The organism is gamma proteobacterium symbiont of Scutellera amethystina, assembly GCF_059730845.1.
The window spans coordinates 24,611-45,883 of the sequence record NZ_AP035937.1 but is presented as its reverse complement, the minus strand read 5'-3'; the positions used below and the strand labels follow the sequence as shown (position 1 = coordinate 45,883).

Genomic DNA, 21,273 nt, shown 5'->3' with positions numbered 1-21,273 from the left:
GAGGTTACTGTGCGCTTACGCCGGCGCTCAGCTGCGAGGACAGTGCCTGCAGCTGCGGGGCGTATTCGTTTTTAGCCGCCAGCGCCAGCTGCTGGCCGCTGATAATGTTGGCCTGACGCAGCTCGTTTTTGATGCCCAGCGCCAGCCAGTTCGCCGCCGCGAGCTGGCGGGCCACCTCGCGCGTCAGGTTATCGCCGTCCATGCCCTGCAGGTCGGTGATCCACGCGGTGTTAGCGTAGCGGCGCCCGACCTCAAACGCCTCAAACTCGCGCTCGCTCATGGCGCCGGTCTGCTTTGCCTGCGCCGAGGCGGTCTGCTGAAAATAGCTTTCCGCCGACGGCGACTGCCGCGCCTCGGTCAGCGGTTCGCGCGTGGCGTCCTGCGGCTGGCTGGCAGCGACCATGTCCAGCTGCGGCTGCATCGCCGCGCTCTGCATCGCCTTGTACTGCGTCAGCAGGCCCTGATACTCCTGCCCGGTTGCGGTCTGGATCTCGCCCTTGCCCGGCGTCCGCCCGGCATCAAGCTTCGCCGAGTTGCTGACGTAGGCCATGGCCGCGTCCGTCTGCGCCTGCGTGAACGTCAGCTCCGGCGCCTTACCCGGCTGCCCCGCGCCGTCGTAGAGCGATCGCGCTTCGGTATCGCCGCCCGGCAGCGCCGACACGCCCGGACACAGGCCGGTGCCGCCGTAGAGCTTCGCCTCTTCCGCCGTGCAGTACGCCGAGTGGATGAGCGCGCTGCGGTAGCCGCCCTGTCGCGGCGTAGTGGGGAGGCTGGCCAGGGTCTCGCGCACGGCCGCACTCGAGATCCCGCTGCCGCCCGCAAGCTTCGACGCCGCCGCCCGGGTTGCCTGGCTCACCTGCGCGGCCGAACCGGACGCCGATTCGCTGCAGATGCTGTCAGGCACCGTGAAGGAAGATCGCGCCTTCTCCAGCCGGTCCGCCTGGCGGTTAAAGTTGTCCGCCTCGCGCTGGGTGCGCGCCGCTTCCGTAATGGCCGTGGTGATTCGGTCGCCGGACTGCACCACCGCCGTGCCGGTCTCTGTTTCGGCGGTAATGATTTCGCCGAGCGTGGTCTGCATCGCATTCAGCGCGGGCATCACCTGCGTCTGGATGGGGATGCTGCTCATTTCCTCGGTCGGATAAGCCATCGCTTCCGGCGCAAGCGCCGCCAGCACGCAGGCCGCTATCAGGCGGCGCCCTGCGGGCCGCCGCGGTTTAAATATGTGCATGTCAGAACTCCTGAAGGGTCAGAGGTCGTAGCCCTGTTTATCGATAAGCTCACTGGCAAGCTGACGGATGACGCTGTCGCCGCCCGCCTCGCCGGCGGTGCGGCGGCGGTGCTCGATGACTTTTTCGGCGCTGCCGTTGGGGAAGAACTGCCCGAGAATGCGGCGTGCCGTATCGGCGCCGGTGTCTTTTTCCAGCATCCGGCGCAGCGACATATCCACCGGCGTGGTGCTGTGGCCCCACAGCTCCTCCGGGCCCACCGTGTTTTTCATGATATGGGCGATGGTGCTGCCGCCTTTGATACGGAAGATACCGAGAAACGGCACGCCGCTGCCGTCGGCAGCAGGCCCGCTGCCCATGCGCTCAAAGCGGTCCAGCGTGGCATCCGGCACCCTGAAACGCTCTTTAAGCAGCGCGCGATCTTCCGGATCCACGCCCACCATGTACACGGAGTTGGCGGACTGGCGCAGCGCTTCAGGCATGTCGCGGAAGTACTGCGAGGACAACACCGTGCGCACGCCAAACTTGCGCTGCTCACGGTCGGCGGTTTCCAGCATCGGGAAGATAAAGGGCACGCCTTTGGCGTTGTGCAGCTCGTCGTACTGTCTGGTTTTGACTTCCTCATCAAGCTGCTGCACGCGCGTCTGATGCATCGCGTGCCAGCGGCTGTGCAGCGCAATAAAGAGCTCGTCCTGATACTGTGGCAGCACAAAATCACCGCCGGCGATGTGCCCGGCGAACAGGTACATCATGCCGGTCTGCAGGTAGCCCGCTTTTGATTTGTCGCCGGCAACGAGCTGGATATCAACCGTGATGACGCGCGCCTTCGGGCTTATCATAAAGCGCGTGCGCCCGGCGAACATGCGGTACTGCCCGCAGGCGTCGCGCAGGCAGCGGGCAATGTATTCGATCAGCGGCTCGCTGCTGCTGTCGCGCTGGATATTGCCGTACATGCTCCGGTAATCCTCGCTGAGCAGGCGGGGGGCCATGTCGGCCAGCTCCGGCACCGCCTGGAACTGCGCCCGCTGCGCCGCATCCGTCCTGCCCGCGTCCTGCAGCAGGTCGCGTACCTCATACCAGGTCGCATTGTCCTGATATTCGGGATGCTTCTCCCAGACAGCGGCCTCCTGCAGCGCCGCGTCGACAACCGGCACCAGCCCCGGCTCGTAGCGGCGCGGCTCCTCCCGGGAGGCCTTGAATGAATCGCTCACCAGCCGCCGCAGGATGATGGGCGTATCGCGTCCGTTAGGCGGTTCGCCGGTGCCGGGGTCAATACACAGCGCCGTCAGCGCATTCTCAATAAACTCGGCTTCGTAGCTGAGCGGCTTCTGCAGCCCCAGCTGGATGTCAAACAGGTTGCGGCAGTACTCCGGATCGTTACGCAGGACGATGCTCAGCACCTCGTCCTGACGCTCCGGCGGCAGCGCCGTGCGCAGTATCGACACCATTCCCTGCGAGCTGAATCCCTTGTCGATGCCGGAGTAGAACGGCAGCTGCTTCTGCGCTGACATGGCCAGAATGATCGGCTGACGGTTGATGAGTACCGATTTACCGCCGCCGGATTCGCCGGCCACGATGCTGGTTTTCTTGGTCTGGTTGGCCGCCGCCAGGGCCACCGGCATCAGCTTGCCGTCGGGTGAGACGAACAGGGCGTCACCCTCCTCGCTCCACGCCGTCGTCGGCCGGGTAAGCGGCATCAGGTTCAGCGCCTCGGACAGCGGCGGATACATCAGGCACGGCCCGCTCGCGGCCGAGGACGCGGTGAGCGTGGCCGCCCACGCGCGCACGGGATCGCCGAAGGTCTGCGTCACGCCGCAGATCCCCCACGAGGTCAGCGCCTGCTGCAGCAGCGTCAGGTTGCGCGTCACCGTCTCCGGCGAATCCCCCCAGGTGGCGGCGGTGATGGTCATCACGCACACCGGCTCGTGCATCTCGCGCTCGGCAAGCTGCGACACAGACCGGAAGATGGGCTTCAGGCCGGGTACCCATTCGATGAAGCTCAGCACCGACTGCTTGCCACCCAGCCGGCGCATGCCGCCGGGCATCAGGTCCTGCCGGATGCGGAACGGCACGCTGCGCGGGATGAGCTCGCGCAGCTTTGCGAAGCTCTGCGGGTTCTGCGGGCCCAGCTCCACGGCCACCGTGCCGTGCCATACGCCTTTTATCTTCAGGAGGTTGTTGCGGATTTCATCCACACCCGCCCCCATCACCTGAAAGTTCAGCCAGGGTGCCAGCAGCGCCGTCACATCCTCCCCCTGACGCACCCCGTGGGGAATAATGCGGTCGTCGGGCAGCAGCGGCTGCCAGTCACTGCCGGTGCCCGGGTCAATCTGCGCGCGCAGCACGCGGCCCGCCTCGTGGGCATCGATGCGGCGCATCAGCACGCCCTTGCCGCTGTCGCCGAAGGCGCGCTCAAGCTGCAGGAGAAAGGCATCGTGGCGTATCTTCAGGCCGGCAAACTCGGTCAGCAGCGGGTTCTGGCCGAACACCGCGGACGGGCTCGCCTTAAGCAGTTCGATCAGGCGCGCGTTTTCATCGCGCAGCTCGTGCCCGGCCAGCACGCCGCGGCCGGTATAGCACACAAGCCAGGTGCGCTCCCGGTTGACCCAGGGCTTCAGTTTTTTCACCTGCTCGTCGAGCAGATACTGCAGCTTCAGTCCGGTACGCTTCAGGGACTGATGCTGTGGCGTCAGCAGCCGCCGGATCTCAGCCTCGCCGCCGGCCGGATCGCACTCGTGCACGATACTGATGCGGTGTCCCGCATGGCGGTAGTGGGCGGTCAGCGACTCCGTCATGCGCTCAAGCCGCCCCTGCCAGGCGTCGTCGTGCGAAGCCGTCAGATGTTCGTCCGACTCGCGGTAGCTGCCGGAAATCTCAAACACCGAGAGGTAGTCGCCCTTCTGCGTCACCATGATGTACGGGGCGCTGAGCTCCGGATAACGGATACGATCGTCTTCCGTCAGGCGAACAATGGTCTGCAGGTCGCCGTAGTCAGGCAGATCGCGCGACACGGCAAAGCGCGTCACGGCGGTAATAATCTCTTCAATCCAGCGGATGAGGCGGTTGGGCATACAGGTCGCTCCGGATATAGGAATTCCACGCCGGGGTATGCACGGCGGTCTCAGCTGTGCGGCCCAGCGGCAGTAACAGGGTCAGGTCGGTAAAAACGTCAGGCGGCAGGATAAGCACGCAGCCTTCCAGCCGCTGCTGCAGCGCTTTACGCTTCAGGGGCGGCAGGCGCGCAAAGGCCGCGGCGAACTCCGGCGCACGCGACGTGCCCCACATGCCCTCCACCTCGCGCGCGTGGCGGGCGAGCCAGTTCCACACGCGTCGGGACTCTTTTCGCACGGCTTTACTTTCACTGTGCTGCCCGATAAGCGCGCGGCGCTGCAGGTTAATGATGTCGGCCGCCGGCGCATCGGGCAGCCAGGCCAGGTGCCCGTGCGCGGCGGTAGGACTGTCGAGATTAAAGGTCAGCCAGCAGAGCGTGCAGACCGGCTCAGCAGCCGGCCCCTGCCACAGGCGCTGCGCGCGCGTGCCGCAGCAGCGGCAGGGAGGGCCGGATCCCACTGAGACCGGCCTCGGGGCAGCGTCTTCGCCGCTGACGTCAGGAAAGAGCGGCAGCAGCGAACCCGCCACGGCAGCCGGGGCGTTGTAAGGATTCATAATGGGTCCTGTCGGGAAATGAATCAGCGCGTGAGTTATGTCAGAGAGCGTCAGGCCGTATAGCCTGACGTATCAGAAAGAGAGATCCGGATGCTTTCCGCCGAACACAAACAGTATCAGTGAAGCAATGATTAGCATGACGAGCAGCGTCGCTATGCCGACCGTAAAGAAGTCATTCATCAGCAGCGCTGACAGAAAGGGATGCCGCTCAGACCACTCAATCTGACGTCTGATGGATTCGCTGATTTCTTTTCTGCTGGCCTGCCTTTCTTCAGCAGTCTCAAACCTGAATGCCTGTCCTGAGTCATAGCGATAGGCTTCTTCAAGCCTGTCTACGATGCTCTGCAGCAGACCAGACTGATAAGGTGTGGCATGCCTGAATGAACGACTGTTCCGCAGGCGGTAAAAGAACTGCAATTCGGCGCCATGCAGATGCCCGAAGTGCTCCGCCATAAAGTCACCATCCTCCCGGATGTACGCCATATCCTTCAGAATATTTTCTCTGAAACGACGGGGGCAGACCTCCAGTACGTCCAGCATGATGCTGCGATATTCTTTCGCTTTATCACGATGATAGAGTTTCATTTTTTATGCTCCGGCCATTATGGGTCGATCGACGATCACCCGGCATTCAGACTGTTAAGTTTTAACTCGCTATCGCTGTCTGAATCGGCTGGGGCTTTCCACTGCGGCCAGCCCTTGTCATTAACGGAACAGATAAGGTCTTTCACTTTCCCGCTGCTCACTTTCGCCGTCGCCCCCTGGCTGAACGCCCTGCCGTCAAGCCAGCAGACGCCGGACTGTGCGCCTGTATTCAGTACGGTCAAAATCTGCTGGAGATGGATGTCGATGGCCTGAGCGGCGATGTTCAGCTGGTCGAGTTTCTTACTGACGTCAGCGTCGCTTACCGGCTGGCCCGCAAACGCGCCGGCACAAAACCCGGCAGTTAAAATCAGGACAAAAGCCCTGCGGAATAAGGTTTTCATTGTTCAGCTCCGGAAAGATTCAGAGAGGAGGCGGTGGCAACGGCCGGTGTATGCAGCGCTGAGTAAGGTCCATGCCTGTGATCTCCATATGCAGCCACGCCGAGGCCAGGCCGCCTGCAAACATCAGGATGATAAAAATCAGCGCAAACCGGCCCGTTGTCACCGGATATGGGGCATTGATGAATCGCCAGGCGTAGACCGCAGGCCCGGCATTCAGGAAAAAGGCAAAGAACGTGGTTCCGGTTATCGTTTCGCAGTGCGGCGTCCAGTGCAAAAATGCAATCCCTGCCAGCACCAGCCAGATGCTCCCCGCGAATGAAAAACCAGTACCGGTACGAATGTTCACGCAGCTGCCTCCCACATTGATGACGTTATTTACCCGAAAAGGCCGCCCCGCCGGGGGCGGCTCAGGCCGTTAACTGACGCTGACCGGCGTAATGCCGATTTGCGTCATACCCTTTTTGACGAGTTCCGGGATCCCCATCAACATCAGGCCGACGACAATGGCCAAAGCAACCATCCAGGGCTTGATCTGCGGGTTATTCTTCATGGCCTTGATCGACAGGACGCCGCCGGCACAAGCAAAGAAGCCGATCACCTGAAAAATAGTGATTCCGCTGGTCTGCGTTGACTTCGCGCCCTCAGCCACATGAGAGACCATTCCTGCAATGTCGTCGTCGGCCATGACAACCGGTGAAATAAGCGCGACCCAGGCGAGCACGCCGCGAAAGACGAGCCGGCGCAGGGTTTCAGACAGCATCAGTGCGCGCACGTAGGCCGCGCGGTAAACGCAATTAAGCATGGTAATTTCCTTTAGTAAAATGGCCGGATGGCCTGTTGAGTTCGTCCGTGTGGACGTAAGGCTGAACGGCTGCGTCAGAGCAGGCCGAGGGTTTTCTGTAAGGCGTTAAGCAGGTAGGGATTACACACAAACATCACGCCGATAATAAATTTAACGGTGCCGCTGCTGACGTCGTTGCCCGCCGTCAGGCCGGAATGGCCATCTTTGCGGGAGCGTCGCCAGAGCAGCACGCCGGAGAGCGCGAACCAGACGCCTATCATGCGCACCAGGCTCAGCAGGGCGTTGGCCGCCACCGCCCCCTGCCCGAACGTGCCCTGGTCAACGTAGCTGATGGCGTCAAACGACACCTGCCAGCCCACCTGACGCGCGCCCGCCCCAATAAGCTGGTCGAGACCCACCAGGCAGCCGCACAGCAGCACCCAGGCCACCACGCCGCCGCCGCTCACCCCCTGCCCGGGCGCCTTGCGGGCAAGCCAGGACTGACGGGCGAGAAAGCCGCCGGCGCCGATCACGCCAAAAAGGGAGCCCAGCGTCAGGGCAAGGTTGATGAACGAACTCTGCAGCCCGGACGCCAGGCTGGACAGCATCTGAATGCCATCAAGGGAGTTTCCCATGACGCCTCCCTAGCGCAGCACGCCGGCGCTGGTCGTCACGCTGCGGTCCGACGCGTTCACGGCCTGCACGGTGACGCCACCGAGGCTGTCGCCGGGCTCCACCGCCCACGTCCGCCCCTGCCAGCTGACCCACGCCATCCCCTCCTGCAGGCTTTCCAGCCGCATGCCGGCAAGCGCAGAGCGCGTGACCTTGCGTCCCGCTGCGTGACCGCCCGTCTCCGGCGCAGGCCGCACGGCCAGCACCGTCACCAGGTTGCCCAGCCGTGCGTTTTCTTTTGCGATCCCGTCAACCTGCTGCTGCAGCGCGGCCAGCGCCTTCGTCTGCGCGCGCACCGTATCGGACAGGCGGGTAATGGCCTCGCGGTTGGCTGTTTCAAACTCGCGCCCATCGCGGATAAGCGTCATCACGTCCTCCGGCACGCTGCCGCCGGCAGCGGCAGTGCCCGCCGGGCCGGCCGGAACGCTGAGTCCGCCCGTCTGCAGCGGCGCCGGCGCGGCGGACGGATGAACCACCTCAAGCCCGGCATCCTGTCCGAACGCCCGCTGGCTGGCATCCTGTGAGGATGTGGAAGGCCAGAACAGATACCAGGCCACGACGCCGAACATCAGTGAAAGTCCGGCAAGCCACGGCAGGGAGTAGCCGAGCAGCACCGGGCGCGTCAGGAAGCCCTGCTCAGGCTTGACGCGCGGTGCCGCGGCCGGCGTCGCCGGCGCGGTTTGCGCCGGCAGCGGTTCGAATTCATTCACGGTCGTTTCCTCTCTGTTCGGCGGCGCGGATGCGCGCCTGCGTTTCCGCGCGCAGCTCTGCGGCGGTCGGGGTCGGGTTGCTGCTCAGGGATGCGGGCGCGCGGGTGCCCGGATCCGTCTGCGTGGTGCCCTGCGGCGGCTCGGCGTCGGTGCTGTAGACGCCACGCATGAACTGAATGGCCACCACCTCGCCGTTTTTCACCGTCACGGTGCGGTCCGGCAGCCGGGCGGCGTCGTTCGTCAGGACCTGCGCCGCCTGCTCCGCCGTGCCGCCGGCAATCACGCCTGCAACCGCAGTACCGTCCGGCGTTGACGGCCGCGTGGTGACGGTATTGAAGCCGTTGCTCAGCAGCTGCGTGTTGGCCTGTGCGTAGAGCTGCCCTGCGCTGCCGATGCCCTTGAATATCGAGGGCAGCACGATGCGCCGGATGTAGTGATGGTCAACATCAGTGGCAATGTTGGCCACGAGCGTGTCGTCCTGCAGCGCGTAGGCGTCAACCTTGTAGTTCTGACCGTTCAGCGCCATGGTGGTGAAGTGAATGATGACGCCGTCACCGGACAACTTCGCCCCCTCCGGCGCCTTCAGCACGGCGCCCTCGTATTTACCGGTGGTAATGCGGCCCAGCACCGGCGTGGTGCCGTTGTCGGAATTCACGCCCGTATAAATCTCACCCGGCCCGCGCCAGTACGGATCGACCACCACGGTCGCCGGCGGCGTATTCGCCGCAGCCTGCCGGCTGCGCGCGGCGGCCTGCTGCACGTAACTCCCGGGCAGCGAATCGCGCCAGTTCGCCCAGCCGCTGTCCTTTCCGCCCAGCAGCTGCGCGGCGGGCAGTTCGCCGGCCGCCGGCGGGGCCTGCATCTTCGCGAGCAGGGCGGTAAGCGATTTCTGGCGGGTCTCGGCCAGCGCCTTCTCCTGCTCCTGCGTGCGCCCGGTACCCTGCGGGCGCGGCAGCTCGCGCGGCGCCACAACCGGCGCGACCTTCGCCGGCTCCTTCGGCGCGATCACGTCCTGCTCCAGCGGGATGCTGGCGATAAAGCTCTGGTTTGAGGCCGTGGCGTTCTGCGCCCCCAGGGCGTTGCTTTCGCGCAGCTTTTCGCGGTAGTCCGGCTGCTCCTGCGCGTTCACCTGCGCGGTACCGGCTACCCGGTTCAGGTTGACGTTTGAGACCGCGGGGGGCGGCGCGGCCAGGTAGCTCCACAGCGCGTAGCCGCCGCCCACCACCGCCACGACTCCGCCCACGATCAGGCTGGCCATCAGCCGGATGTTGCTGCCGCCGGTGTTCTGTTGATCGCTCATGATTACTCCAGGGCTATGCTGAGGGCTTCGGTGCGCCCGTCAACGGAGAACGCCACGCGCGGGGTCAGCGGCAGCTTCCACAGGTGGGTGCCATCCGCCGACGACAGCGTGGTATCAAACTCATCGCGGATGTCGGCGCGGGAGCGGATGTAAAGGTCGTCGCCCTGCTGCCACACCGCCGTGTCCGGCACGCTGCCGGTGATTTTCAGGCGCTTCGCCCCGGGCGGCGGCACGCCGTCCAGAAACGCCTGCAGTACGTCATCGTGCAGGCCGATGCGCGACGGACCCGGCGCGTCAGGCGCCGCGCCCGGTCCCCGCCGCGGAATGCGCAGGTCAAGGCGCGCGTCCACCGTCCAGGTTTTCTTCGCGGTGTCGGCCTCGCCGCTCATGACGCTTATCTGCAGCGGCACCGGCAGGCCCTCAAGCCCCACGGTCACCAGCGTGTTCACAAAGTCGCGCTTTGCCGTGATGACCATAAATGATGCGCCCGGGATCCATTTCACCTCGATGTCCGGTGAGCCGCTCTGCGGGTCGCCGAGGATTTTCCAGGGGGCGCCGGTGCTGTCGATAAAGCTCACCGTGGCGGGCCAGTTCATGGCGGTGCGCACCAGCGGCAGGCTTGCGCCCGGCTGCAGGCTGACGGTCTGCGCGCTGATGCGCGGTACGGCCGTGATGCCCGGCGTGGCCAGCGCGCGGTTCTGCTCGGTCTGCTGGGCGCGCAGCTGCCGGATTTCGTCCGGCGTCAGCGGCGCGATGGCCGCCTGCGCCTGGTCGTAAGCGACCGACGTGGGCGGCGGCAGCGCCTGTCCGGGCTGCGGCCCTGCCGGTGCGGCGGGGCTTCCCGCGGCCTGACCGGTGACAGGCGCGGCACCGGCCGCTGAGGTGGAGCGCCAGCCGCCGTCGGTGCCGGCCGCCGGGGCTGTCCCCGCAGAAGTGGCGGCGCCCGCGCTGCCGCACAGCGCCAGCCACAGGGCCAGCGTGCGAAAGTTGCTCATAGCGTTCCTTATCCTGCGTTGTTGGTGATGGTCTGCGTGACCTCAAGACCGCGCGGCTTCTTACGCACGTCGGCCTGCTGGATACGCAGCGTGAAGATATAGCGCAGCGGCGGGCTGCTGCTGTTCTGGCCCTGTAGCTTCAGCGTGACGGGATACTGGAACTCCCACGTGTAGCGATCGCCGATGATGCCGCGACGCGTAATGACGCCAGGCTCGGCCGTATTGGTCAGATTCATGCGCTTGTCCCGGATCAGCGACAGGATGTTAGAACCGGTGGTCAGCGCCTGGTTGTAGCCGGCAAACCCTTCCTCAGAGAAGTTCGGTGACACCGCCGTTATCTGATCACGGTAGTGAACAAAGTCCAGCGTAAAGGCCTGGTTGATGGTGTCCGCCCCGAACTGCCGCACGTCGCTTTCGCTCCAGACCGGCTTGTCCGTCCCGTAAACCGGCGTGATGCGACCGGCCTCCGTGGCGAAATACTCCCGGGGCACGTACCAGTACATGACAACCAGCACGCAGATAGCGATGCCCTGAATGACGTTGACCGTCAGGCTCCAGCCCAGCTTTTTCAGGCAGCTGCGCGCAAACTCTGCGCCCAGCGACCGCTCGTGCTGCGCCTGCACCGCATGCTCATAGGCGTCAGGATCCGTTATGGCAGCGGCCGCGCCCTCGGGCAGCGCGGCGGGTTGAGGGTTTTGCATACGTCACTCCTTACATGCCGTACGACTGCCACGGATCGATGTTGTCCGGCAGGTAGCTGTTGATTTTGTCAGTCATGGCGCTGCAGACCTTCTCTGACGCCTGATTCATGATGTCCTGCAGGCTCGGCAGGTGCGGCAGGCTGATGGAGATATTGCGGATGCCGGAAAGGCAGTTCTGCATCTGATCTGACATCTGGCTTTCCCGTTCAGACCAGGCATCGCTGGCCTTCTTCGCGGCGTTATAGCCGGCTTCGCTGCCGGCCTGCGCAGCGCTGCCGGCGCGGCACGAGGCGGCGCCGGCGCTGAGCGAGGTGCAGCAAAAAGAAACCGCCACGAGGGCGGTCAGGAATTTATTCATGTGAATTCTCCGGAGGGTTCGATTACTGGGCCGGCCGCGGCGGCGTGGCCGGTGCTGCCTGTGGTGCTGCTGCCGGCTGCTCCTTTACCCAGCCGGACTCCGCCTTGTAGCGCTCGTCGTAGCCGAGACGGGCGTGCAGCGTGGCCGGCACCTCTGCGGGCGCGTCCAGCTTCGCTATGCGCGGCTTGTCATCGCCGCTCAGGCGTATAACGACGTGCTCGCGCGGCACCGGCTGGCCGCTGGACCGGTTGATGCCGTTACCGTTACCGATGGCCTGCGCGCCTTCGGTCGTCAGCACGTTCACCACCATTGGCGGGGCGTCTTTGCTGCCCGGCAGGCTGACCAGAACGTGGTTATAAATGCCGTTCTGGCGTACAACGCCCTGCAGGTAGTCGCCGTCGCCCTGCACCAGCAGCAGGTCCGGGCGCCCGTCGTCACCCCATGCCGACATGACCGGGGCGCCGGCACGTTCGTTGTGTGCCGGGCGCGGCGCCGAGAGAGGATCACCGGGCTGATGACTTCCCTCCCCGTCGGGCTTAATCCAGTAGAGGCCGTCGGCGGGCCTCGGCGGCGCGTCAATATCCAGCCCGAGGCGGCTGACCAGCGTGTGCTGGATCTGCGTGTAGCGATTCACGTCCACGGCTGCCAGCGGCACCATCTCATCGCTGCCGGTCTGCACGCGGCTTCCACCCGCCGGCACCAGCGTCCACTGGTTACGGTGGGTGTCGGCACTGGTGTAATGCGTAACAGCGCCCTCCTCATTTTTGTGCGGAACCCTGACCGTGACCGGCTGCTGTCCCTGCCACTGCAGGGTGACCATGCGCCCCGGCTGCAGGTTAGTCTCACGCAGCAGGCCGGCCAGCTCTTTGCCCCAGTACGTCTGCGTTCCTTCCTTTGTTCGCAGGGTAATAAAAGTGCTCTCGCTCTGGCCCGCCTCAAACCGGAACGGGGCCTGACCGCAGGCGGTAACTTTACCGGTTACCGGCTCCCGGGCCTTCTCGGCGGGCGTATGCACCGCCGGAGATACTTTGGGCTCGGCCGGTGCCGGCGCGGAAGCCTGCTGCGGTGACGGTGTCACGGGAGCAGCAGCTGCGGGCTTGTCGGCCTGTGCAGCCTGAGCCGCAGATGCTGCGGGGTTATCTGCCTGCGTCACGGGCGCAGCGGGCGGGGTTTCCGCTGCGCGCGGCCCCGGCGGATCACCGCGTACCGCATCCGCCGGCGCGACCGGCTGTCCCGCCGCGCGGCGCGCCGCGTCAAGGTCGGCCTGCTGACCGGCATTCTTCATGGTGACGTTCAGCCTGTTGGCCACGATAACGCCAATCGCAAACGCCTTAAACTCGTCGCTGCCGGTGAGTTCGATGCGCCCGTGATAGTGGTTGGCAGCGGTCAGCAGCGCGGCCAGAACCCTTTCCTCATGCGCACTGGAGCCGCTGGCCATCACCAGGCGGTTGCCGTGGTCAACAAAGGCAGGCTCACCGTCCAGCCGGTAAAGAACGCTTTTGCCGTCGGCCTGCTTCTCATGGGTGACGCGGCTCAGCAGCTTGTCGGCATCGATGCGCGACTTCCCTGACGCGTCCGGCAGGTCTTCATCGGAAGGCGCGACCCGTGGCGCGCCGACCAGAATGCCATTCTCCACACCGAAGGCAGCCGCTGCCGGTGACGGACCAGACTGTGGGCGCCGGTCCAGTTCAGCGCGCTGCCCGGCCTCCGGCGCGTCGCTCTCCTCAGACGCCGCATCTGATAAGGCCTGCTCCGCCTGTTGCTGCTGTTTTCCCGCCTCAATCAGGCGGTGCGTTTCACGCATGCCGAGATTCATCTCGGCGGCGACGCGGGCAAGACTCAGCCCTGAGCCTGACAGCGCCGCAGCGCGGGCTGCCTCGTCAGCTGCCGCCGTCTCTGCAGGCGCTGCGGCTGCCGTTTCGGCAGGGGCCGGCTCAGGGGCGGCGTCAGAAGGGGGCGGGCTTAGGGTGACAGCTGGCTCCGCGCCTGAAACGGCGGCCGGTGCGGCACGGCTTTCCTGAATCACGCCGGCGTCCGGCTCCGCCGGCTGCTGCGCGCGCAGGATCCGGTACACGCTGGTCTGCCCGATGCCGAGCTGCTCTGCTATCTGCGCGGGCTTCATGCCCTGCGCGCTCAGCGCCAGTATCTCCCCTGACTGCGCTTTTGCGCTGCCCGGGCGGCCTGCGGATTTTGTACCGGCTGGTTCAGCCGCTGCGGGGGCGGCTTCAGGTGCGGGCGCCTGCGCAGCCGTGTCAGGCACGGCAGCAGGGGGCGCTTCGGGCTGGATCGTTACGGCGGGCTCTGACGCTGGCGTATTTTCCGGCGCCGGCTGCGCGTCATCAGGTGTGGCCATGGATGTTTCCTTATAGTTAAGCCCCTCAAGGGCACTGGCAATGGCGGGCAGCAGCGTCGCCTGCAGGCGGTCAGCGCCGCGGGACTGGTGCAGATCGTTAAAGTCCTTGAGACCGCTCTCGATTTCAGCGGCACTCAGGTCCGGCAGCACGACGGCGCCGCCGGTGGCGGTGGCGGCACGTTCTGCCGAGAGCACGCCCTTATTGATGTCCTTCTTATGATCAACGTCGGCCATAAACAGGTGCGGGCTGCCGGGGTAGCGCGCCTTCAGCACGTTTCCCACCGCCTCCATGTTGCCGGCATCAATGGCCATAACCACCGGTCGGCCCGTCACCATGTTCAGGCTGCGCGCTGTGGCGTACCCCTCTGCGTACAACACGGGCTCGCCGTCCTTCAGTTCGCCGCCTACCACCAGAAAGTGGCCGGACTTGGGCGCATCCTTAAACAGGTACTTTTCACCGTCCGGCGGAATGTACTGCAGGGTGCGAAACTGCCCGCTGGCGTCATAAAAGGGTACGACCAGCGCACCGTTGCGGGTCTGACGCAGCTCCGGTGTGGCCGTGATGCCCTTACGCACCAGGTAGCCATGCGCCGGATCGACCGCCGGCAGCCGGTTGTACAGCGCCTGTGCGCTGGCGGTCCGGTTTGCATATAGCGTGGCCTGCGCGCGGGCCGTATCGTCCTGCGACTGACGCATCACCGCACGGATGTGCACGCGCGCCAGCGGGTCGGCCTCTCCCGTCCCGCCACCGCTGGCCTTCCAGCGCGTGATGTCCTTGTCGTTCTCAGCGCGGTGGTAGTTGATGAACCAGCCGCCGGGCTTCACTCCGTCGAGAAAACCGCGATAGACGCCGTCTTTGTTGCCCTTTTTCCCGTCCGCCACCGGCACGCGATGTCGGCGCCCGTCCATCACCGGCAGGCCATCAATCACCAGCCCGGCACTGGTCAGGGCCTCCAGGAATTCCTCCTGCGGGTCATCGCCGCCGCTGCTGCGAATGCTGCTGTCGGGCAGCCACTTCTGCAGCCGGCTCAGATCCGCACCCGGGCGGGCGTACCAGAGCTGCGCCTCTTTATCCCACGCAATTGCGCTGCGCCCGTCCGGATGAAGCCCGGCGTCGGCGCGCGCGGCGTCACGCTGGTCCGGCATGACGGCAAGCCACACCGGGTAGTCTGCTGTTTTCATAACGCCTCCTGTGCTGCTGTGTCAGGACGGCTACTCGCCGTCGGTGAACCGGCGGTACCACCACGGGCGACCGCTCAGGCTTTTGCCGCGAGCCAGACGGGCCGCGCGCGTGAGAAGTTCGGTCACGCCCCAGCCGAACAGGTTCAGCAGCCAGAACGCGGCGATGATGCCGGTGACGATGTAGAGCGTGTCCATGGAGGGAAAGCGGAACCAGCTGAGATAGAGCAGGAACAGCCAGACGGGAATGCCAAAAAAGTCGAGCCTGCTGCCGGCGCGCCGCCAGAAACCCGGCGGGTAATCGTCCTTTCTGAACGCACTCATGCGGTGCCCTCCTCAAACTCGCGGCGCTGGCGCGGCGACATCACCATGGCCAGCTCGGATTCAGGAATGCGGCCGGCGCGGTACAGCTGCCAGGCCTGATCCACGATGCGTCGCTTCTCCGAGCGGAGGATCCCGTCAACATGCTGCCCCCACTTCGACCACGGCATGCCGGCCAGCTTCTCGCGCAGGTAGTAGTCAAAAAGGATGAATTCGCGGACCGCCACGCGCTTCCCGTCGGTGGTGCGCAGCAGCGTCTGTACCACCACATACTGCAGCACGCCCAGCAGCGATAACGCCATGGCGTCGCGGCTTTCGTGCGGGAATTCGTTGATGAGACGCGCAAAGACCTCGCCAGGCGAGTGGATGTGCGTGGTGGAGAGCAGCAGATGACCGAGCTGACCGGCGCGTATGCCAGCCTCGATGGTCTCAAGGTCGCGCATCTCCCCCACGCCCATGACCGACGGCGCGCGCCGGAGGTCGGCGCGGATGCCGGTCGCAAAGTCGGGAATGTCTTTACCCACCTGCGACTGCAGCGGCGGCAGCACGTCGCCCGGGCGCCCCAGGATGAACTCGATCGGGTCTTCTTTGGTCGTGACCTTACGGTCGGGGTCCGTGTCCAGGCAGTGGCGGTAGGTTGAGGCCAGCGACGTGCTTTTGCCCGAGCCGGTGATCCCGCCCCACAGCCCCACGCCCTTTGCCGGCAGCAGGTTGTCCATCAGCTCCGGCTCCAGCCCGAGCGTTTCAAGCGGCGGTATCTCGGAGGGAATAACGCGCAGCGTCCAGCCGATGGTGCTGTCCTGACGCCCGGCGGAGCCCTGCAGCAGGTTCACGCGAAAGCGGATGCGCTCGCCGCGGTTCAGCCCCCAGCGGCCTGTCATGTCCCCGTCCAGCTGGATTGCGCGGTCAGCCGGCACACCGCCGCGAACCTGCGGCCGCAGCTCCGGTGAAAACACCTCGTCCATCAGCAGGGCCATCGTGTCGTCCGCTACCCGGAAGGGGCTCGCCCTGACCAGCCGGCCGTAGCGCCCCACCACAAAATGGTTGTCGCCCTGCAGGTGAATGTCGCTCACGTCGTTGCGCGCGCACCAGACCATAAAGCCGCGCAGCGCGTCGGCGTTAAGCCCGTTGCTGAAATCATAAAGTTCAAGTTCCGTGGCTGACATCAGCGCTTCTCCGTGTTAATGACCGGCTTCCACTTCGTTTTGTCAGTGACAAAGCCGGCGCGTGACTCCAGGCGCCGCTCGCGATCGCCCGTCGTCAGCTTGTTGCTGTCGCCGGTGACCGTCTGCTGGCGCTCGGTCACCACCGGCGCGGTGATGAGGTTCTGGCGGCGCAGCAGCACATACTGCAGCATGCCGTTGTAGTCGCGCGTCAGGCGGTTAACGTTGGCCTCCAGCGTCTCGTCTGCGCTCTGCCGGCCTTCTGTCCATCCCTCGTTAACGGCCGCCTGCCAGATGTCGCGCTGAACGCCGTTCTCCGGGATAAGCCCGCCCTGCGGCTCGTCCGGCGGCACGGTGCTGAGCCCCGCTAACAGCCAGCTGCGCCACGACGGCGGGTTGCTGACGAAGCGCTCCGGCTGAATGATTTCGTACACGTGGCTTGCCGTGCGGATCTGGTCAGGGGTGACGCGCGCCACGTCCACCGCTTCGGTGATGACCGGCGGCAGCCAGCCGCGGCTGCTGATGAGCGGGCGGAAGTCATAGGTCGCATCCAGCTGCTTCGCGCGCGCCTCCAGGTCGCGCCGGAGCTCCCACGCGCGCTGCGCCTTGCCGCCGCGAAACCCCAGCGTGCGGCCGCCCTCGGTAAGCATCTGCCTGCGGTTATCGGAGACGTCAGCGGTGTCGCGCTTCTGCGGCGACAGGTACGCCTCCGGCCCCGGCGGCGGCGCACCGTCGGGGCCGGCCGCCGGCGCGGGTCTGTTCAGGTGAAATCCCGCGCAGCCCGCCAGCAGCGCGGGCAGCAGCAGGACACAAAGCCGGGCTTTCATCGTCTGCCCCCTTTTTTATGGCGGACCGGCTCTGCCGGCAGGGATGACATAAACTGCAGCATCATCTGCCCCGGGTACGTCACGATCTTGGCGCGCCAGGCGGTCTGCATCTCAATCATGCGCAGCACGTTGGCGTACGTGACGCCCTGCACCTCAATGTCCACCGGCAGGGGCAGACGCACGCCGGCGTAGCTGAATACCTGCCCGCGCGCCCGGGCGAGCGCGCTCAGCAGCTCCACCGCGTCACCGTTCCAGCTGAAGCTCAGCCTGTCGCTGTCGGCGCGGATGGCCATCACCGGCAGCGGCGTGTCAGGGCTAAGGTTGCCTTCCATCCACAGCTGCGAGAGCTGCTGTGAAACGGGCCGCTCAGGCGCAGCTGGCGCGGTTGTGGACGGGAGCTGACGGGCGACAGGCTGCTGACAGCCGCAAAGCAATGCTGCCGGCAGCAGGGCTGCAGCAATGAATAAACGTTTCATGAAAATCCTCCGCGTCCGGCCGGACACGTTGAGTTTGAAAAGGAGTAACCGGCGGGAGCAGGTAAGGCGGGGGTCAGTTAACCGCGCAGAACACGGGCACCTGCCAGTTCTGCGTGTAGCCGCCGCCGCAGGCTTCACCCAGCGTATTCCAGGACGACCAGTCGCCGTCGTGGTTTACGCGGCCTATTTCCAGCGGCCAGCGCCCGCCGCAGCGGTTAGCACAGACGCGCAACGGTGAAGAGGAACCGCTCTGCCACACCCCGTTCTGACAGGCAAGCGTGCCGCCGCTGGCGTCGTGGCTGAGGGCGCCGATAATACTGCAGCCTGCACCCAGCGAGTTGACCTGGTCCTGATAGATAACGCCGCCAGCCGAGAGGTCGCCCTCCGCTCTCACGCTGCCGCCGCGCAGCTGGCCGCCCGTGTAGACGTTTTTGTTGTTGACCGAGCGAACCCAGTCGTTATCCGACATATAGAAGCCCCCGCCGTACGTTTCGTTCAGCCAGCCTTTGGCACCGCGGGTAATGATCCAGCCGTTGTTACTGCGGATGTCGTTATTTGCCGTGATGCCGTTGTTTGCCGTTACGCTGTTGCCGGCGGCGATATTGCCGTTTGCCGTGACGTTGCCGCTGGCCGTCACGCTGCCGCCGGCGGTGACGTTGGTGCCGGCTGACACCTGCCCGGTAAAGCTGCCTGTGGCGGCGTTCACCGTGCCGCCGTTGTTAAGGTTGTTGCCGTTCATATCAATGGCGGTATGCATGCGGTTCAGATCCGGCCGGCCGGTGACCTGATAGCGGTAAAGCCTGTCGCTTTCATCCGCGTCAGTGCCCAGCGCGTCGGCTGAAAGAAACGTGGCCAGACGCCCCTGCTGGCCGCTCAGCCCGTAGTCACCGAGCTTCGCCTGCCAGCCGCCATCCGCGCCCACCGCCGTATTGGCCGGCCACACGTAGCCGCCCATGCCGCCGGCGTCTGACGCTATCTGACGCAGGCCCTTATAGGGGATCTCGCTGCCGCCCGTGGTAAGCACGAAGGCGACCAGCTGCCCGGACTGTCCCGGATCCCTCGCCACCGCCAGCTGATAGGTCTGACCGCTGTCGTTGGTGAGCGAAAAGCCGGCCGGCAGGTAACCCTGCGTGCGCAGCGTAGCGCCAGAGATGATGACCGGTCCGCCGCCAACCTGCGTGAGCAGTTTGTCCCGGTTGTCGCGCACGTAGCGCTTCGCGGCCTGCGCCACGAAGGTCAGGTGCGAGGCGGTTCCGGTCCAGACCTTGCTCTGTTGCCAGTTAGCCAGCCCGTCGATTGCCCCTGGCGTCAGAATCAGCACGATGGCCAGCGCGATGCCGGCCTGCAGGAGCATATTGCCTTTGTGAACCGCACGCGGTTTACGTTTCAGAAATTTCATCAGAGCACTCCCGCCAGTTGTTGGGGAAAGAAAAGACAGACGCCGCACAGGTAGCCAAACAGCGCCGGCGCAAAGGGTTTTGAGGGTTCACGGGATACGGCGGCGCACAGACAGCAGAGCAGCAGGCCGCCGGCGGCGGCATAACAGGCGCTGCGCCACGGAAGCCAGGCGCACAGCCCGGCCATGAGGTAAACGTCACCGAGTCCAATGCGCTCCTCGCGATGCCGGCCGTTTATTCCCCAGCGCACGGTGCCGGCCAGTGCAAACGCGGCCAGGCTTGCCGGCAGCGCCTTCGTCACAGGCAGTACCGCATCCGGCAGCGCGGATGACGCCAGCCCGGTCAGCCAGAACGCTACCGTGTAGCGCATAGGCAACCACTGACAGCGCAGATCGGTGAGCGTCAGCGGCACCGCCATGATGAGCAGGACGACGCTTCGCAGCGCGGTGCGAAGCGGCACGTCAGGCGGCAGCATCAGCAGCCAGCCTGCGGTAAGCAGGTATATCAGGGCAACCGGTGCCACGATTGGCCACGTCAGCGGCGGGCCGTCGTGCGTGCGGAGAAAACGGCTGGCCTGATGTGCCTGAAGCGCAAACAGTCCCGCACAGCACGCAAGCCAGACGGCGGCCACCGGACCGCCAGTAAATGAAGTCATGAACATATCCCTGTGGGTGTCAGCGGCGGGCCATGTAATCGGCGTAGACCTTGCGCGCATAAATCATGCGGCGGGCCGTATTATCATCGGCAAAGCCGGCGTTATAGCTGCCCAGGCACTCCCAGGTAACGCCGCAGACCTGCAGGTGTCGTGCCAGTATCCAGGCGCCCACCATGACGTTCAGGCAGGGTTTCGTCAGCAGATCCTGTTCGCTCTGCAGTACGCCCATGGTGCGCAGCTGCGGCACGTGCGTGGAGTTAATCTGCATCAGGCCAAAATCCCGGCTGGTGACCTGGCCTTTTTTATTGCGGTTATAGCCAATGGCGCCCGGATTAAAGCCACTTTCCACCTTGCTGATGGAGCGCAGCAGCTGCGGGTCGACGTGATACCGTGCGCCCGCCTCGTTATAGCAGAACGCCAGCGCTGGGCGTGAGGCACACAGCATCAGCCCGCCGGCAAGCAGCAGGGGAAAAAGTTTCTTCATGATGCATACCGTGAGAATGAATGAAGGCTGAATGAGGGTCTCAGCGCGGAGCAATCATGCTGAGCTGCCGGGCGGTATAGCCCTTTTGAAGAAGGCAGTGACTGGCACCTTCAACCGACGTGTCCAGGTGCATCAGCCAGATGTCGCCGTCAGGCTGACGTTCAAAGTAGCCGATTATCTCATTTCGTTCGTCCATAGCGTCCCAGGGGATACCCCCGTTCTCAGTGACCTTCCACTGACAGCCACCGTCAGACTCGGCCGGATGATGAGACGAAAAATACAGGGCAGTGAAGTAAGAGATACAGATAGCGAGGACGCAGCCCGGAAGGAGCCAGCATTCCAGTGCCCTTCGGCAGGTACCATTCATAGTTTATCCTTCTTATGAGGTCGCCGGGGTTGCCCCCGGCCTCCCGTCAGGTATTGCTGGTGAAGACCAGCGTGTTGGTGCCGGTAGAGCCGCTGTCGGCCGTGCACTGCGTGCCCGCCACCGAGCTGCTGACCAGGCCGCTGGTCGTGCTGCCGTTAATGCCAGTCGACGCCACGTTATTCGCGCCCGAAAGCTTCTGCGACATCTGCGCGCAGGCCTCCTGCGGCACCTGCGTGTACGTCAGGGAAAACGCCGTCTTCTGTCCACCGTTCGTGTTCACCGGTGCGACCGTAACGGTGCCGCCCCAGCGGTTGTTCAGCGTTGCGCTGCCGGAAGACTTTGTGCCGATCACCGCCATGCTGCCGGGCGAGCCGCCAAACTGAATGAGCGCGCCGGTCATGGTGGCGGCCGAGCTGAAGTCGTAAACCCCGCCGGTTTTCAGCATGCTGCGCGTGTTGGTCATGATTTCGCTGACGTTGGACATTTCCTCGTTGTAGTCTGCGCTTTTAAATAGTCCCGTGCCCCCCGCGTAAATGCCCACGATAACGAGCAGCGAAACGGCGGTGACGATAATGGCTTCGGGCAGGTTCAGGGCACCGCGGTGAACGGCGGAATGTCCTGAACGGCCTGAACGTATTGAAAACAGTGACATAGGT

At 64.8% G+C, this 21,273-nt stretch carries 23 protein-coding genes; all 23 read right to left on the bottom strand.

What is annotated here, in order from left to right:
• Window positions 1-4: 4 nt before the first annotated feature.
• The 23 genes from traW to AC6I79_RS23495 all read right to left on the bottom strand — a co-directional run bounded on the left by traW (window position 5) and on the right by AC6I79_RS23495 (window position 21,269).
• Window positions 5-1,228 carry a conjugal transfer protein TraW gene (gene traW / locus AC6I79_RS23605; RefSeq protein ID WP_498027901.1) on the bottom strand — a complete coding sequence of 408 codons (1,224 nt, stop codon included), beginning with the start codon at window positions 1,226-1,228 and terminating at the stop codon, window positions 5-7.
• An 18-nt stretch (window positions 1,229-1,246) separates the two neighbouring features.
• Window positions 1,247-4,297 (bottom strand): putative type IV secretion/conjugal transfer ATPase, encoded by a 3,051-nt coding sequence (locus tag AC6I79_RS23600; protein ID WP_498027900.1) that lies wholly within the window; start codon window positions 4,295-4,297, stop codon window positions 1,247-1,249.
• Window positions 4,269-4,892, bottom strand: a complete 624-nt coding sequence (locus AC6I79_RS23595; RefSeq protein WP_021508672.1) for a hypothetical protein — start codon at window positions 4,890-4,892, stop codon at window positions 4,269-4,271. The genes AC6I79_RS23600 and AC6I79_RS23595 overlap by 29 nt, the downstream gene beginning before the upstream one ends.
• A gap of 72 nt (window positions 4,893-4,964) precedes the next feature.
• Window positions 4,965-5,477 (bottom strand): hypothetical protein, encoded by a 513-nt coding sequence (locus AC6I79_RS23590; RefSeq protein WP_498027959.1) that lies wholly within the window; start codon window positions 5,475-5,477, stop codon window positions 4,965-4,967.
• A 35-nt stretch (window positions 5,478-5,512) separates the two neighbouring features.
• Window positions 5,513-5,878 carry a hypothetical protein gene (locus AC6I79_RS23585; protein ID WP_498027958.1) on the bottom strand — a complete coding sequence of 122 codons (366 nt, stop codon included), beginning with the start codon at window positions 5,876-5,878 and terminating at the stop codon, window positions 5,513-5,515.
• A 19-nt stretch (window positions 5,879-5,897) separates the two neighbouring features.
• The gene (locus AC6I79_RS23580; RefSeq protein ID WP_498027957.1) at window positions 5,898-6,224 is read right to left on the bottom strand and encodes a hypothetical protein; all 327 of its coding nucleotides are present in this window, start codon (window positions 6,222-6,224) and stop codon (window positions 5,898-5,900) included.
• 69 nt (window positions 6,225-6,293) lie between these two features.
• Complete coding sequence (locus AC6I79_RS23575) at window positions 6,294-6,680, bottom strand: DUF6750 family protein (RefSeq protein WP_021508668.1); 387 nt, start codon at window positions 6,678-6,680, stop codon at window positions 6,294-6,296.
• Between the two features lie 74 nt (window positions 6,681-6,754).
• A complete protein-coding gene (gene traQ / locus AC6I79_RS23570; RefSeq protein ID WP_058776629.1) occupies window positions 6,755-7,294 on the bottom strand; it encodes a conjugal transfer protein TraQ in 540 nt (179 codons plus the stop codon).
• Between the two features lie 9 nt (window positions 7,295-7,303).
• Window positions 7,304-8,041 carry a conjugal transfer protein TraP gene (gene traP, locus AC6I79_RS23565; RefSeq protein WP_241798804.1) on the bottom strand — a complete coding sequence of 246 codons (738 nt, stop codon included), beginning with the start codon at window positions 8,039-8,041 and terminating at the stop codon, window positions 7,304-7,306.
• Window positions 8,034-9,341 (bottom strand): conjugal transfer protein TraO, encoded by a 1,308-nt coding sequence (gene traO / locus AC6I79_RS23560; protein WP_498027956.1) that lies wholly within the window; start codon window positions 9,339-9,341, stop codon window positions 8,034-8,036. The genes traP and traO overlap by 8 nt, the downstream gene beginning before the upstream one ends.
• Before the next feature lie 2 nt (window positions 9,342-9,343).
• A complete protein-coding gene (locus AC6I79_RS23555; RefSeq protein WP_081049411.1) occupies window positions 9,344-10,336 on the bottom strand; it encodes a DotH/IcmK family type IV secretion protein in 993 nt (330 codons plus the stop codon).
• Window positions 10,337-10,344: 8 nt separating this feature from the next.
• Window positions 10,345-11,037, bottom strand: coding sequence for a DotI/IcmL/TraM family protein (locus tag AC6I79_RS23550; protein ID WP_058758712.1), 693 nt, complete (start codon window positions 11,035-11,037; stop codon window positions 10,345-10,347).
• A gap of 10 nt (window positions 11,038-11,047) precedes the next feature.
• Window positions 11,048-11,395: a hypothetical protein gene (locus tag AC6I79_RS23545; RefSeq protein WP_021507923.1), complete on the bottom strand. Its 348-nt coding sequence runs from the start codon at window positions 11,393-11,395 to the stop codon at window positions 11,048-11,050.
• Between the two features lie 22 nt (window positions 11,396-11,417).
• Entirely contained in the window at window positions 11,418-14,930 is a 3,513-nt protein-coding gene (locus AC6I79_RS23540; RefSeq protein WP_498027955.1) for an LPD7 domain-containing protein, read from the bottom strand.
• A 30-nt stretch (window positions 14,931-14,960) separates the two neighbouring features.
• Window positions 14,961-15,251 (bottom strand): hypothetical protein, encoded by a 291-nt coding sequence (locus AC6I79_RS23535; protein ID WP_021507925.1) that lies wholly within the window; start codon window positions 15,249-15,251, stop codon window positions 14,961-14,963.
• A complete protein-coding gene (gene traJ, locus AC6I79_RS23530; protein WP_498027954.1) occupies window positions 15,248-16,414 on the bottom strand; it encodes a plasmid transfer ATPase TraJ in 1,167 nt (388 codons plus the stop codon). Before traJ ends, AC6I79_RS23535 begins: the two co-directional genes overlap by 4 nt.
• Window positions 16,414-17,238, bottom strand: a complete 825-nt coding sequence (locus AC6I79_RS23525; RefSeq protein ID WP_232939178.1) for a type IV secretory system conjugative DNA transfer family protein — start codon at window positions 17,236-17,238, stop codon at window positions 16,414-16,416. Before AC6I79_RS23525 ends, traJ begins: the two co-directional genes overlap by 1 nt.
• The gene (locus AC6I79_RS23520) at window positions 17,235-17,714 is read right to left on the bottom strand and encodes a DotD/TraH family lipoprotein (RefSeq protein ID WP_498027953.1); all 480 of its coding nucleotides are present in this window, start codon (window positions 17,712-17,714) and stop codon (window positions 17,235-17,237) included. Before AC6I79_RS23520 ends, AC6I79_RS23525 begins: the two co-directional genes overlap by 4 nt.
• A gap of 73 nt (window positions 17,715-17,787) precedes the next feature.
• Window positions 17,788-19,113 (bottom strand): shufflon system plasmid conjugative transfer pilus tip adhesin PilV, encoded by a 1,326-nt coding sequence (gene pilV / locus AC6I79_RS23515; protein WP_498027952.1) that lies wholly within the window; start codon window positions 19,111-19,113, stop codon window positions 17,788-17,790.
• Window positions 19,113-19,766 (bottom strand): prepilin peptidase, encoded by a 654-nt coding sequence (locus AC6I79_RS23510; protein WP_498027951.1) that lies wholly within the window; start codon window positions 19,764-19,766, stop codon window positions 19,113-19,115. The genes pilV and AC6I79_RS23510 overlap by 1 nt, the downstream gene beginning before the upstream one ends.
• Window positions 19,767-19,785: 19 nt before the next feature.
• Entirely contained in the window at window positions 19,786-20,250 is a 465-nt protein-coding gene (locus AC6I79_RS23505; protein WP_315655877.1) for a lytic transglycosylase domain-containing protein, read from the bottom strand.
• Window positions 20,251-20,290: 40 nt separating this feature from the next.
• Complete coding sequence (locus tag AC6I79_RS23500) at window positions 20,291-20,446, bottom strand: hypothetical protein (protein WP_315655875.1); 156 nt, start codon at window positions 20,444-20,446, stop codon at window positions 20,291-20,293.
• A gap of 217 nt (window positions 20,447-20,663) precedes the next feature.
• Entirely contained in the window at window positions 20,664-21,269 is a 606-nt protein-coding gene (locus tag AC6I79_RS23495; RefSeq protein WP_282995878.1) for a type 4 pilus major pilin, read from the bottom strand.
• Window positions 21,270-21,273 lie beyond the last annotated feature (4 nt).

What these genes read in the sequence shown, in the direction of transcription:
- traW (WP_498027901.1), bottom strand. Translation starts at nt 1,228, where the DNA reads ATGCACATATTTAAACCGCGGCGGCCCGCAGGGCGCCGCCTGATAGCG.
- AC6I79_RS23600 (WP_498027900.1), bottom strand. Translation starts at nt 4,297, where the DNA reads ATGCCCAACCGCCTCATCCGCTGGATTGAAGAGATTATTACCGCCGTG.
- AC6I79_RS23595 (WP_021508672.1), bottom strand. Translation starts at nt 4,892, where the DNA reads ATGAATCCTTACAACGCCCCGGCTGCCGTGGCGGGTTCGCTGCTGCCG.
- AC6I79_RS23590 (WP_498027959.1), bottom strand. Translation starts at nt 5,477, where the DNA reads ATGAAACTCTATCATCGTGATAAAGCGAAAGAATATCGCAGCATCATG.
- AC6I79_RS23585 (WP_498027958.1), bottom strand. Translation starts at nt 5,878, where the DNA reads ATGAAAACCTTATTCCGCAGGGCTTTTGTCCTGATTTTAACTGCCGGG.
- AC6I79_RS23575 (WP_021508668.1), bottom strand. Translation starts at nt 6,680, where the DNA reads ATGCTTAATTGCGTTTACCGCGCGGCCTACGTGCGCGCACTGATGCTG.
- traQ (WP_058776629.1), bottom strand. Translation starts at nt 7,294, where the DNA reads ATGGGAAACTCCCTTGATGGCATTCAGATGCTGTCCAGCCTGGCGTCC.
- traO (WP_498027956.1), bottom strand. Translation starts at nt 9,341, where the DNA reads ATGAGCGATCAACAGAACACCGGCGGCAGCAACATCCGGCTGATGGCC.
- AC6I79_RS23555 (WP_081049411.1), bottom strand. Translation starts at nt 10,336, where the DNA reads ATGAGCAACTTTCGCACGCTGGCCCTGTGGCTGGCGCTGTGCGGCAGC.
- AC6I79_RS23550 (WP_058758712.1), bottom strand. Translation starts at nt 11,037, where the DNA reads ATGCAAAACCCTCAACCCGCCGCGCTGCCCGAGGGCGCGGCCGCTGCC.
- AC6I79_RS23545 (WP_021507923.1), bottom strand. Translation starts at nt 11,395, where the DNA reads ATGAATAAATTCCTGACCGCCCTCGTGGCGGTTTCTTTTTGCTGCACC.
- AC6I79_RS23540 (WP_498027955.1), bottom strand. Translation starts at nt 14,930, where the DNA reads ATGAAAACAGCAGACTACCCGGTGTGGCTTGCCGTCATGCCGGACCAG.
- AC6I79_RS23535 (WP_021507925.1), bottom strand. Translation starts at nt 15,251, where the DNA reads ATGAGTGCGTTCAGAAAGGACGATTACCCGCCGGGTTTCTGGCGGCGC.
- traJ (WP_498027954.1), bottom strand. Translation starts at nt 16,414, where the DNA reads ATGTCAGCCACGGAACTTGAACTTTATGATTTCAGCAACGGGCTTAAC.
- AC6I79_RS23525 (WP_232939178.1), bottom strand. Translation starts at nt 17,238, where the DNA reads ATGAAAGCCCGGCTTTGTGTCCTGCTGCTGCCCGCGCTGCTGGCGGGC.
- AC6I79_RS23520 (WP_498027953.1), bottom strand. Translation starts at nt 17,714, where the DNA reads ATGAAACGTTTATTCATTGCTGCAGCCCTGCTGCCGGCAGCATTGCTT.
- pilV (WP_498027952.1), bottom strand. Translation starts at nt 19,113, where the DNA reads ATGAAATTTCTGAAACGTAAACCGCGTGCGGTTCACAAAGGCAATATG.
- AC6I79_RS23510 (WP_498027951.1), bottom strand. Translation starts at nt 19,766, where the DNA reads ATGACTTCATTTACTGGCGGTCCGGTGGCCGCCGTCTGGCTTGCGTGC.
- AC6I79_RS23505 (WP_315655877.1), bottom strand. Translation starts at nt 20,250, where the DNA reads ATGAAGAAACTTTTTCCCCTGCTGCTTGCCGGCGGGCTGATGCTGTGT.
- AC6I79_RS23500 (WP_315655875.1), bottom strand. Translation starts at nt 20,446, where the DNA reads ATGGACGAACGAAATGAGATAATCGGCTACTTTGAACGTCAGCCTGAC.
- AC6I79_RS23495 (WP_282995878.1), bottom strand. Translation starts at nt 21,269, where the DNA reads ATGTCACTGTTTTCAATACGTTCAGGCCGTTCAGGACATTCCGCCGTT.